The 12,597-nt window shown below is 46.4% G+C and carries 8 protein-coding genes; 1 reads left to right on the top strand and 7 read right to left on the bottom strand.

Annotation, left to right across the window (positions count from 1 at the left end; translation table 11 throughout):
• Positions 1-34 precede the first annotated feature (34 nt).
• The 6 genes from VCHENC03_RS06435 to VCHENC03_RS06410 all read right to left on the bottom strand — a co-directional run bounded on the left by VCHENC03_RS06435 (position 35) and on the right by VCHENC03_RS06410 (position 9,165).
• Complete coding sequence (locus tag VCHENC03_RS06435) at positions 35-1,030, bottom strand: TRAP transporter substrate-binding protein (protein ID WP_009707175.1); 996 nt, start codon at positions 1,028-1,030, stop codon at positions 35-37.
• Between the two features lie 236 nt (positions 1,031-1,266).
• Entirely contained in the window at positions 1,267-2,736 is a 1,470-nt protein-coding gene (locus VCHENC03_RS06430) for a protein adenylyltransferase SelO (protein WP_009707176.1), read from the bottom strand.
• 183 nt (positions 2,737-2,919) lie between these two features.
• Complete coding sequence (locus VCHENC03_RS06425; protein ID WP_009707177.1) at positions 2,920-3,735, bottom strand: hypothetical protein; 816 nt, start codon at positions 3,733-3,735, stop codon at positions 2,920-2,922.
• A 184-nt stretch (positions 3,736-3,919) separates the two neighbouring features.
• Positions 3,920-6,910: a M6 family metalloprotease domain-containing protein gene (locus VCHENC03_RS06420; RefSeq protein WP_009707178.1), complete on the bottom strand. Its 2,991-nt coding sequence runs from the start codon at positions 6,908-6,910 to the stop codon at positions 3,920-3,922.
• 228 nt (positions 6,911-7,138) lie between these two features.
• On the bottom strand, positions 7,139-8,506 hold the full coding sequence (locus VCHENC03_RS06415; RefSeq protein ID WP_005437625.1) for a TrkH family potassium uptake protein: 1,368 nt from the start codon (positions 8,504-8,506) through the stop codon (positions 7,139-7,141).
• Positions 8,503-9,165: a potassium channel family protein gene (locus VCHENC03_RS06410; RefSeq protein WP_005437626.1), complete on the bottom strand. Its 663-nt coding sequence runs from the start codon at positions 9,163-9,165 to the stop codon at positions 8,503-8,505. Before VCHENC03_RS06410 ends, VCHENC03_RS06415 begins: the two co-directional genes overlap by 4 nt.
• Positions 9,166-9,577: 412 nt before the next feature.
• Between VCHENC03_RS06410 and VCHENC03_RS06405 the strand changes: the two genes are divergently transcribed.
• The gene (locus VCHENC03_RS06405) at positions 9,578-11,185 is read left to right on the top strand and encodes a BCCT family transporter (RefSeq protein WP_009707179.1); all 1,608 of its coding nucleotides are present in this window, start codon (positions 9,578-9,580) and stop codon (positions 11,183-11,185) included.
• Between the two features lie 97 nt (positions 11,186-11,282).
• Here the strand turns inward: VCHENC03_RS06405 and VCHENC03_RS06400 are convergent, their stop codons facing one another.
• A complete protein-coding gene (locus VCHENC03_RS06400; protein WP_009707180.1) occupies positions 11,283-12,518 on the bottom strand; it encodes a DEAD/DEAH box helicase in 1,236 nt (411 codons plus the stop codon).
• Positions 12,519-12,597: the final 79 nt, after the last annotated feature.

Below are 12,597 nucleotides of genomic sequence, written 5' to 3' on the forward strand. Positions count from 1 at the left end.
TTACTTGTTCACCCAAAGAGCTTGGGCGAGCGGATTATTGATTGGATGCGAGTGCTGCATCGATAAGGTCTGAACCAATGTCTTTCTCGAACTTCTTCCACACAGGTTGCAGTGCAGTTACCCACTCTTGGCGCTGTTCTGGCGTTAGGGTACGTACCACACCACCTGCTTCGATGATGTTGTTCTTGTTTGCTAGGTTCACTTGGGTTGACTCTGCGTTACGTTGAGCCGTCACTTCTTGAATGATGGTGTTTAGCTGTTCACGCTGATCGTCTGGCAGGTTTTTCCAGAAATCGTTCGATGTCACCACTAGGTAGTCCAGAATGCCGTGGTTGGTTTCGGTAATGCCATCTTGTACCTCGAAGAATTTCTTACCGTAAATGTTGGACCACGTATTTTCTTGGCCATCGATAACCTTAGTTTGAAGGCCACCGTATACTTCTTTGAAAGACATCTTTTGTGGGTTTGCACCAAGCTGTTCGAACTGAGCAACCAATACGTCTGAAGCTTGTACACGGAACTTCAAGCCTTCTGCATCGCTCGGCACCATCAATGGCTTGTTGGCAGACATTTGCTTCATACCGTTATGCCAGAAAGCTAAGCCCTGTAGACCACGTCGTTTCATTGCGTTTTTCAGCTTTTCACCTGATTCCGAGTTTTGGAAACGGTCAACAGCCGCCACATCTTCGAATAGGAAAGGAAGGTCAAAGATGCGGTACTTCTTGGTGAATTTCTCAAACTTTGAAAGAGAAGGGGCAGCGAGTTGAACATCACCATTAAGTAGCGCTTCAAGCACCTTGTTATCATCGTACAGCGTCGAGTTAGGGAAAACCTGCATACAGACTTTGCCATTCATCTCTTCGTTCACGCGCTTTTCCAGTAACGAAGCAGCAATGCCTTTTGGATGCTTATCTGTATTGGTTACATGGCTGAACTTAATCACGGTTTCACCAGGGTCACAGTTTGCGGCAGCGTTAAAGCTAGTGGTAGCCAGAGCAGAAACAGACAATAGGGTTAGAGGCTTAAACATTATTATTCTCCTTGTTGAATCACATCCCATCCTTTCCATGAGTACCTAAATCGGTAGTGGGTAATGGGTAATGGGTAATGGGTAATGGGTACGGATGTTCAACAAAGAGCAAGTTGCAGACCAAGTTAATTATTCTTTATTAGTCAGACACTTAAATAACAATGAGAAATCATGGGTGAAGATAAAGGGGGCAAATCCACCCACACGAACCAACGAGATGGGTGGAAAATGACACATTAGGAAGAGCAGCTGATTTCCATCTTCTTACCCCACTCAGGAGGCAACTTGGCATAATCATCAAACTCGGGTTGTTCATCATAAGGACGCTTTAATAGCTCAGCCAGTCGGTTTACTTCACTGAAGTCTCCTTCCTCTGCCTTATCGATGGCAAGTTGAGCTAGGTAGTTACGTAGAATGTATTTCGGATTCGTTCGACGCATCTGTTCACAGCGAGTTTGTGCTGATACGCGCTCGCCGAGTTCGTCCACTTCTAATTCACAGCGAGCGAGATATAAGTCTACCCATGCACTTGCCGCTTCTCGATCAATAAACAAATCAATCACAGCTTGAGGCGCCTTAACATCAAGGTTAGACAACTCACGGAAGAAGCGAGTGTAGTCAGCTTTATTTTGGTTCAGCAGTTCAAACATGGCTTCGAACAAGCGGCCGTCTTCGTCCACTTTGGTATGAAGACCAAGTTTGGCACGCATTAGTTCACTGAATTTTTGACTCAGACGCACTTCAAATTTCCCGAGTGCAGCCTCAAGATCTTCTCTCTGTACAAGAGGCGACAAGGAGTGCGCCAAAGCAGAGAGATTCCACAATGCGATACGCGGTTGCTGTTCAAAGGCGTAACGACCTTGGTAATCCGAATGGTTGCAAATGTAATTAGGATCGTAGTCATCGAGGAAACCAAACGGCCCGTAATCAAAGGTTTGTCCTAGAATCGACATGTTGTCAGTATTCATTACACCATGGGCAAAACCATAAGCTTGCCAGTACGCAATCATCTCTGCGGTTTTCTCCACAACAGACTCAAACATGGCTGCGTATGGCTTTTCCGCTTGGGAGCACTCAGGGAAATGCCACTCAATCACTTTGTCAGCGAGCAGCTTTTGCTCAGCAAGTTGATTGGTGTAGAAGAAGTGCTCGAAGTGACCAAAACGAATGTGGGTTTCTGCAACACGAATCAGTAGTGCGCCGTATTCCATCTTCTCGCGGTAAACGGGTGTATCACTGTCCATCATACCCAACGCTCTGGTCGTAGGAATGCCAAGCCCTGCCATGGCTTCACTGCACAGATATTCACGTATCGTAGAACGCAATACCGCTCGACCATCACCCATTCGAGAATAAGGCGTAAGACCGGCCCCTTTGAGGTGAATGTCGAACCAAGTGCCATCTTGGTGCTGCATTTCAGCGAGCAGCAAGCCACGACCATCACCCAAGTCCGGGTTGTACACACCAAATTGATGGCCCGCGTACTTCATTGCCAGAGGAGCAAATGGCGCAAATTCTTTTTGTCCGGCAAACACATTCAACAACTCTTCGTTTTCGGTTGCTGGTAAACCAAATTGCTGCGCGAACTCACCATTCCACACCACCCAGCGAGTGTTATCTAAAAACTGCGGCGTAACATAGGTAAAAAATGCCGACGGCAGTTCACTGAATCGATGGGTAAAATTCACACCTTCCCAAACGGACATAGCAGTTCCTTAATAAACGACTTCCTAACCAACAGTATAAGCTGTGTGCAAGGTCACCTTCAGCCACGAATTATTCATGGGTATTTACGATTCACGAAGAGGTTTGGGTTATTAGGAGAGAAAAAGAAGTTGGAAGCATGCCCCACGAACCATCAGTAATCATGGGGCAAGTATGAGTTTCAATTAACCACGAAACTCATAAGCATCACTTTGAGAGTCAGGCACACCTTTGAATTTGGCGCGCTCAATGTTCAGAATAGTTCGGTAGCTTAAAGACAATAGTGCGATTTGGTAAGCACCAAAAATACCGAAGATCACACCAGACACAACAAATGCCAATATGTGATTAAACTCGGCAAAAATGAACTGGTTAACAGCGCCAACTATCAGAGGAATGAGCCCCATCAAGACAAATATCTGCTTGTTATAAGGCTTACTCTTTCTCCATGCGTCGCCAAGGCTTCTAGGTTCACGATCTAGCGCCGTCGCTGGCAAAACTAACGACCAACGCGAAAGGATCCAATGACCCGGGATACTGGCAAGTAAGGTAATGATAGTGAAAGTTAACTCACTCGCTTCTCCACCTTCTGCCGCATACAAAAAGGTGACGATGAATATAGGAAGCGCCAATGTAAACATCATCGACAAACCAAACAAAATCCACCAACCAATAAAGCGCAGCTCGCGCATCGATAATCGCATCACATCTAGAGCAGAATGCATGTACTCATGTGCAAGGTAGATACGATGGATGCGTACTACCGCCATTGCCGCCACCAGTGGATACAGCAGAAACGTCGTCACAAAGAAGCCGGCACCAACGTTGGAAAAGTCAGGTTCTTGCGATCCTTGAACCAAGGCTCCTTGATATTGAGTAATAAATATCGTATGAACCACGATCAAAGGAATACACGCAACCACAATCGCGAGTAAGTTTGCCCTGACCATGCCCACTGCCTCTTGGCAAATAGCAGCAACAGACAACGAATTATCAGACATAAAAATATCCTTACTTTTTATAAATGATTTAGCCATAGACTACGCCTCAAAAGCACAAAGCGTACAAAAATAAAGTTGAAACTCATCTCATAACAAAAAGATTAATGCGTGAATTATTGAGGTTTGAATAAACCAAAGAAAAAGCCACTCAAATGAGTGGCTTAACAATATTAGAAATTAAAGCTTAAGCGCGACGACGCCAACCTAACAATGCCAACAACACGAGCGACCAGTAAGAGACACTACCGCCGCTATCAGAGCTTTCGAAGCTCACACTGTTAACTGAAGCAACCACCGAGACATTCACTGAACCTGTCGCAGTGCCATCATTACCGTCAGACACGGTGTACTGCAGTTGTACATTTGCCACACCCTCTTCAGGTGCTTGGTAAAGAACCTTGCCGTTAACCACACTGGCAGTACCCACACCAGACGGATTGTTTACCGACTGAAGTGTTAGAGAGTCGTTGTTGAAGTCATAATCATTCGATAACACATCAATGGTGATGCTCTTACCTTCCTCCACGCTTGCAACATCTTGAGTGGTGATTGGAGCAGTGTTGACCACTTCGACATCCACATTGGCGGTTGAAGACAAACCGCTTGGGTCTTTGACCGTTACTTGGAATGTCAGAATCTCACCGGCTTTGGTGCCCTGTGCAACCGTAAAGCTCGCCTCTGCCGTGTTTGCGTCAGAAAGCGTCGCATCCGTACCTGCGGTTTGCTGCCAAGCGTATTCAAGCGCATCACCATCAGGGTCAGTGCTTGATGCCGCAGACAGGCTTCCTTGGCCATTGGTACTCATGCTGCTCGTGTCAGCTTCCACACTTGCAGTTGGTGCTTCGTTTTGTCCATTCACCGTAACTTGAACAGTAACAGGTTGAGACGAGAGAGAGCCATCCGAAGACACCAAACGATACTGGAAGCTATCACTGCCTACGAAGTTAGTTTTAGGCACATATTGATCATCATTGATGGTGCCATGTGTCGGTTTTTGCGTGTACTCAACGCTAAACTGATAGCCTGGTGCGATAAAGTCGTTGGACATCAGGTTAAGCTCGGCAGGCATGTTCTTGTCGGTTTCAATCGCATCCGATTTTGCTTCAACAATGCTGCTGGCATCGACATCAAACAGCGCCGCGAAAGGAACAAAAGAGAACCCTTGTCGTGATAAGCCTGAAGAGTAAATATCACTGCTGCTGCCAGCCCACATGGTTGGCAAAGGTGAAATCTCCGTCGCTAACTCACTGTCAAAGTTGAAGTTGGTCTCGAAGATACCACCCTCAATTTCAACGAGAAGAAGGTGTTTACCCGCACTTAACTGACTTGGCTGATCAAAGATAATGCGTGAAGACGAATCTAACGTCCCCTCTTGCAGCAATTGAGCGTCGCTTTCTTGTAACGACAAACTGTAATTTTCAAATGCAGGAGCGGGGAAACGCCATACTTTGTAGCTCATCGTGTTGCTCCAAATATTAGTTGAAGCAAACAGTTGTAAACCATCCAGTTCTGAGTCAACGCCAAGGTCAACAGTAATCGCTAATGCATCATCAGAACCCGGGTAGATAAAACCACGGTAAAATGAGTTCTTCCATGCCGATTTATTTGGCTCGCTTGGCATCTCTAATGAGAAAGCCGCATCGGTGGCATTACTGACAAAGTTCAAAATGGCTACATCAGTATTGAAACCAGCAATGTCATAAAAACCCGGATTAGTACTGTCTGTAATGAACATGCCTCCGTTCGGATACAAGTCACCACTCTCACTGGTTCCCCAACGGCTTTCTAGCTCACCATAGCCATCTGCCTGCATGATCTGAACCTGCATCTCGCCCGTGTCATTGAAGCGGTTCATGATGTTGACAGATGTAACCAACATACCTTCGCCAGCAAGCGCTCGGTCGTAACCAGAATAAGTTCGGTTCTCAAGATAAACTCGAGGGCCATGCTCTTTTAAATATGGGTCGAGATAAACTAGCTTCACTTCGCCATTTTTAATCGATGAAAAAGGTTCGTTACCATGAGCCACCTGAGGAACAACAAAGCCAGCCGCATGTTTGCTCCAAGCACTCATGTTTACAGGCGTATCACCCGCGTAGCTATCACCAGGCTTCATTGCCCATGAACCGCCGCCCATGACACCCCATTCACCAATAGAGCCTGAGCCACTGTATGAATACAAGTCAGGTAGTCCCAGCATTAGGTGACCAAGCTCGTGCACTATCACACCCAGTGTCGATTGGTGCGTTAGCTGAAAATCAGCAAATACGCAGTAATCTCTGATGACAGTACCATCAATCGTCACGTCATCATGAGAAAACTTATGCGGCCAAATAGAAGGACGATCGACTTGGTTAGCGGCTAAATCACCGCCTGCAAAAATAAACATCACTGACAGCTCAGTCGGATCAACACTGCCGCTGTTGTTCGTGTCGTATTGCGCCAAGTTGATGTATTGATCGAGCTTTTGATATGCCTCGGCAAAAACTGCGTTGGTTTTTACGTCACACTCGTCACCACGACGATTACTGTTACAGTCCGGGTGGTTTTGATTCACAGTAACGCTAATCACACCATCATTTGTCGTACCATAGTTCTCGTTTGCTGGTACAACTCGGTACTGACCTTTTGAGTTTTTATCGTAGAAATCCACAACACTTTGACGGTTCTCACCAAACACAAGCTGTTGAAAATCATGCACCATTTTCTGGTCATTGAACGACACTTCAACCACCAGCAAAGGTTGCTCTGTCACGCCTGACGAGTTCATTGCTTGGTAACCTTGGGCTTGTTGACGCATCAGGTTTGCACGCGCTCTTGGCTCAATCGTTCTTAACGAAGACAAAGCAGGCTTAACCAACACACTCGGACGAAGCTGTGAAGCTTCTGGTGCTGACGTTGATTGTGTTTTCTCTACACCCGTTGAAACCAAAATTGGAGAATCGGATTCACGTTTAATCTCTGCAAAGAACCAATGTCCATCTTTTTTGATCAGGGCATTGCCTTGCTTGTCTTCATGCCAGTGAAACGCAGCGGTTCCGCGTAAAATAATATCACTGGATGTTCCATCGCTGAGGGTAACGGGTTGCCAAACAGGAGAAGGGGGTGTGGTTGCCATGCTTTGACCAGAGATAACGGTGGCCAGCATGGTGAGTGCTAGAGTCTTGAACTTCAAACTACGGCTCCATGAGTTCGATGCGCGATTACGCATTCCATACGCAAATAAAAACAACAAGTTGTATATGAAAGAACTATGGGATAGTACAGAAATCGTTAAAGATTGAAATACTGCGATGGCAAATAAATCGAAATTATTCTCATTTTGCTGATGTATTTATAAAAAACGCGAGCAGCGGTTTAACCGTCATACTCGCGTAATCGTTTGCTGGTAATAGATCTATTATTAGCCAGTTAAGACATTGTCTTCTGGGTACTTGATCAACGTTGGTTCAGGACGCGCTAGCATATACGCCAACGTCAAAGGCCCGATACGTCCGATGATCATCACCACAATCATGATGTATTTACCCGGCTCAGACAGTTCTGCGGTCAGACCCGCAGTCAAACCTACGGTTGCAAAAGCAGAGATGGTTTCAAACATCACCTTATCAAAGGCCGCTTTCTCAGTGATCATCAGTAAGAACATCGCGGTCGTTAAGATAGCGCCACTGACCACAATGATCGCCAACGATTTAGTTACCGTCTGCCAGTTCACAGTGCGTTTGAAGATCACCACATGTTTCTTCTGACGCAAGAATGCCCATGTTGCCATAAATGCCACAGCAAAGGTCGATACCTTAATACCACCACCGGTTGAGGTAGAACCCGCACCGATAAGCATCAATACAATCATCACGAGTAACGCTGGTTGAGTGAACTGCGCCAAATCGACACTGTTGAAACCCGCTGTACGCGCACTGGCTGATTGGAAGAAGGCGGCGAGCCACTGCCCCGCAACTGGTAGAGACTCCATCGTATTCGGATTGTGTCTTTCCAATAACCAGAACATGATTGTGCCCACAGCGAGCAATGCCGGTGTGGCAATCAGCATAATTTTGGTGTGCAGGTGCAAGAAGTGGAAACCTCTGCGCCAATGCAGCCACAAATCACCGATGACCGTAAAACCCAAACCGCCGAAGATGAACAAGCCCGCCAGCGTAAAGATAACCACTGGGTCATTCACAAAGCTCATCATGCTATCGGAGAAAAGCGCAAAACCCGCGTTGTTGAAGGCCGAGATAGAGTGGAACAGCGCATAGAACATGCCTGTTTGCCAACCCATTTCAGGAACCCAACGGAACGATAGGAAGATAAAGCCAATGGCCTCTGCAATCAGGGCGAAGATGACAATTTTCTTCACCAGCTTACGCAAGTTCACTTGGCGATCTTGGCCTAGGGCATCCTTCGCGAGTGCTTGTTGGCGCAGACTTAACCGCACACCAAACATGTACAGCAAAACGGCTGAAAGGGTCATTTGCCCTAACCCACCGACTTGCATCAAAAACATCAACAGGATTTTACCCGCCAATGTGAAGTGTTGGCCCGTATCGACCACGCCAAGCCCCGTCACACTGATGGCAGACGTTGCAGTAAACAACGCATCCGTCAATGATAAGCCAGTAACAGAAAATACAGGCAAAGTAAGCAGTACAGCAGAAGGCAATAACACACCGAGAAAGCTCAGCAATATAATGCGCGGCTCACCACCTTTCGCTTTATCTCGTTTGCCATCTGGGACGTAAAAAACGCCTCTCTGATGAAATTGCTTCATAGTGATTTCAACTTGCTCGCAAGTTTGTCTTGAGGACCAACTACAATGATGAGGTCGCCGATTTCTAGCGTTGAATTGAGATCAGGTGCTTTAGTGATTTCCGGGCCGCGCTTAAAGCCAAGCACCTGTACGCCTTCGACTTTACATAAAGCCAAATCGCCCAAGGTTTTACCCATCCAACGAGAACCGATAACAAACTCTGTCATCGCTAAGCCGCTGCCTAGTGGGTGAAACTCAAGAACACGTTTATCGAGCATCTTACGTGCAACACGAATACCCATATCACGCTCAGGCATGATGATGTGGTCTGCGCCGATTTTTTGCAGCACTCGCGCTTGGAAGCGATCGTTCGCTTTTACCCAAACCGATTTCACACCCGCCTCTTTTGCGATCAGCGTTGCGAGGATGCTGGCATTCACATCGGCACCAATGGCGATCATGACCATGTCATAATCGTCGAGTTTTAATTCAGCTACCGTATCTTCTTGAGTACAGTTCGCCACGATGGCTTGGCTAACAAATCCTGCCGCTTCTTTCACACGGTCTTCATTAACGTCTACCGCCAAAACTTGTGAACCGGAATCCTGCAGTTCTTTACAAACGGCTAAGCCAAAACGACCCAAGCCAATTACAGCAAATTGCTTATCACCAGTTTTCATTCGTGCCTCATTTATGCGTTGAATAGCAGGCGCGAAAGTCTGCGCCTATTCCTCATCATCTGCAAACAAGACGACAAAAAATTGACAAAACCCTAACTCAAACCTTCGCGCACGATCTGTGTAAAGCGTAAGACACATCTCCCAAGTTTTCCTAATTATTGGCAATTAAATCAAAAGAATAGCCACGGACTTCACACTTCACTTATCGACAAATTTATCGATGCATTTTTTTGACAAATGATTTGCATTACTTGCTTATCCACACCAAAAATTATTTCGTGTTCTTTGCTTTTTATATGCATAAAAACTGACATTACTGATCTATTAATCAGCAAATTAGCCATTTAATCTGAGTTTTGTTATAGTGCGCGCCGACAAATTAGTTTGTACTCTAAGTAGTTTGAGAGGGATGATGTCTACAACTAAGGATAAGTACAGTATCGAGAATACTGACTATACGGTCGGCCAAGACAACGTACAGAAATGGGGATTTGATGTTCACAACCCTGTTTTTGGTACTAGCGCGGGTCTGATCATCGTTTTTTTAATCGCACTTCTTTTAGTCGATCCTGCCACAGCAAAAGCCGCTCTTGATGGCGTCAAATGGCAGATCATCGGTTCTTTTGATGATCTCTTTATGTGGGCTGGCAATATCTTTCTGATCTTCTGTATCGGTCTTGTTTTTTCTCCTTTTGGTAAGATCCGTATTGGCGGTGAAGATGCCAAACCAGAGCACTCGAACATCTCGTGGATTGCGATGTTGTTTGCCGCGGGCATGGGTATCGGTTTGATGTTTTGGGGCGTCGCAGAGCCAGTAGCCTACTTCACTGGTTGGTATGAAACGCCACTTGGTGTAACGCCATTTACCGAAGAAGCCAAACAAGTCGCGTTAGGTGCAACCATGTTCCACTGGGGTCTACACCCTTGGGCAATTTACGCAGTAGTTGCACTTTCTATGGCCTTCTTCGCCTTTAACAAAGGTTTGCCGCTGTCTATTCGCTCTGTGTTCTACCCTATTTTAGGCGATCGCACTTGGGGTTGGTTTGGTCACGTGATTGATGTGTTGGCCGTACTGGCAACCTTGTTTGGTCTCGCGACTTCTCTTGGTCTGGGTGCACAGCAAGCGGCAAGTGGCTTAGGTCATGTATTTGGTATCGAAAGTGGCTTGGGTATGCAGTTGGCGGTCATTGCCTTCGTAACTACTCTGGCAATTTTCTCTGTTGTACGCGGTATTGATGGCGGCGTGAAAGTGTTGAGTAACATCAACCTAACCGTCGCATTTGCTCTACTTGTGTTCGTGATTCTGGCAGGCCTTGCCGCAGCGTTGAGCACGATCCCAACCACACTGATGGGATACGTAGAAAACATTCTTCCACTGAGTAACCCTTACGGTCGTGAAGACGAAGCTTGGATGCACGGCTGGACGGTATTCTACTGGGCATGGTGGATTTCATGGTCACCATGTGTCGGTATGTTTATTGCGCGCGTATCTAAAGGTCGTACTGTTCGCGAGTTCATTACCGCAGTTATCTTGATTCCAACCACAATTACTCTGATTTGGATGTCAGCATTTGGTGGCATCGCGATTGAGCAAGTCATGAATAAAGTCGGTGAGCTAGGCACAAACGGCCTAACGGACATTACGCTGTCTCTGTTCTACGCATACGAAGCGATGCCAATGAGCACTGTGTTATCGGTTATCTCTATCGTTTTGATCATGGTGTTCTTTATCACGTCTTCAGATTCTGCATCACTGGTTGTTGATAGTATTACCGCTGGCGGTAAAGTAGATGCGCCCGTTCCACAACGTATTTTCTGGGCAAGCGTAGAAGGTGCAATTGCAGCGGTTCTACTTTGGATTGGCGGGACAGAAGCGATTCAAGCCCTGCAAGCAGGTACGATTTCAACCGGTTTACCTTTCACCATCATTCTATTGGTGATGTGTGTGAGTTTGGTGATGGGCATGCGCACTGAGCCTCAGTATGTTCAGCAACGTTTAGCCAAAGCTAAGGCGAGCTAATCTGAACTGCACTAAATACTAAAGCGAAAAACAAAGAAGCCGCATTCAAATGCGGCTTCTTTTTTATTCAAGTTTATACGCTAGAGTTCAAGCGTAATCACTTCGCGTTGCGCTTATCACCGTTGTCACGACGAGGACGCTGATCTTGCGGTTTACGCTTGTTCTTCGGCACGTAGTTCAAGATAGAAATTGGCACTGGTTTTCTTGGTGCGAAACCTTCAATTTCTACACGCTCTAGCAAATGACCAAGACGGCTTTCAATCATGCACAGATTTTTGAAGTCATCTTTCGATACCAATGAGATCGCTTCACCCTGCGCGCCAGCACGGCCAGTACGACCAATGCGGTGTACATATTCATCAGCTGGGAACGGCAAATCGTAGTTGATCACCACTGGCAAGTTGTCGATATCGATACCGCGTGCGGCAACACCCGTCGCAACCAAGTATTGAATTTCACCCGCTTTAAACTGTTCAATCAGCTCTTGGCGAACGCGTTGGTTACGACCACTGTGGAACGCTTCTGCCACAATGCCGCGCTTCTCTAACTGAGTAACCAGTTTCGCTGCGCCGTGCTTGGTTTCGATAAATACCAACACTTGTGACCAGTCGTTCTCGTTCAGCATGTGGCTTAATAGTGAAGACTTCATGTCTTTATCGACTGTAGTGATCCACTGCTTGATGTTTGATTTTGATGCGCTGTGTTTCGCAATCGAAATTTCTTCAGGATCGACAATCGCGTTCTTCGCTAAGTCACGCACTGGGTTAGATAGCGTCGCAGAGAACAACAAGCTCTGAATGTCTTCTGGCATGCAATCGACGATCTTATCGATTGAATCGATGAAGCCCATATCCAACATCTTGTCGGCTTCGTCCAGAACCAGCATTTCTACTTCATCAAAATGGATCGCGCGTTGGCCGTATAGGTCAATCAAACGTCCTGGTGTGCTCACCACAATGTCGACACCTTCGATTAGCGCTTGTTTTTGCGGTGCGTAATCCACACCACCAAACATCGCCATTGAACGCAAAGGCAAGTTCTTACTGTAAGCTTCAATGCTTTGGTGTACTTGAAGTGCAAGCTCGCGCGTTGGCGTTAGAATGATCGCTCGTGCACGCTTTTTACGTTGCGTTTCACCTTGGCTCAGTTTTTCTAAGATTGGCAATACAAAGCTGGCAGTTTTACCCGTACCGGTTTGTGCTGCGGCAATTAGGTTGCTACCACGCAGAACAATTGGAATGGCTTTTTGTTGGATAGAAGTCGGTTTTTCATAACCCAGCGCCTTCACAGCATCTGTGATAGGAGCGCTTAAACCAAGCTTAGAAAATGGCATAGAAACGTCTCAACGAAGAAATGGGCGCGTAGTGTATCAGAATCCGCCCTAAGTAACAGAATCAATCATCGCGCAAGCA

It is taken from the genome of Vibrio sp. HENC-03 (genome assembly GCF_000305755.2).
Classification (GTDB): Bacteria; Pseudomonadota; Gammaproteobacteria; order Enterobacterales; family Vibrionaceae; genus Vibrio; species Vibrio owensii.

Excerpts from the sequence above, each read along its gene's own strand:
- VCHENC03_RS06430 (WP_009707176.1), bottom strand. The coding sequence starts at position 2,736 with ATGTCCGTTTGGGAAGGTGTGAATTTTACCCATCGATTCAGTGAACTG.
- VCHENC03_RS06400 (WP_009707180.1), bottom strand. The coding sequence starts at position 12,518 with ATGCCATTTTCTAAGCTTGGTTTAAGCGCTCCTATCACAGATGCTGTG.
- VCHENC03_RS06425 (WP_009707177.1), bottom strand. The coding sequence starts at position 3,735 with ATGTCTGATAATTCGTTGTCTGTTGCTGCTATTTGCCAAGAGGCAGTG.
- VCHENC03_RS06405 (WP_009707179.1), top strand. The coding sequence starts at position 9,578 with ATGTCTACAACTAAGGATAAGTACAGTATCGAGAATACTGACTATACG.
- VCHENC03_RS06415 (WP_005437625.1), bottom strand. The coding sequence starts at position 8,506 with ATGAAGCAATTTCATCAGAGAGGCGTTTTTTACGTCCCAGATGGCAAA.
- VCHENC03_RS06435 (WP_009707175.1), bottom strand. The coding sequence starts at position 1,030 with ATGTTTAAGCCTCTAACCCTATTGTCTGTTTCTGCTCTGGCTACCACT.
- VCHENC03_RS06410 (WP_005437626.1), bottom strand. The coding sequence starts at position 9,165 with ATGAAAACTGGTGATAAGCAATTTGCTGTAATTGGCTTGGGTCGTTTT.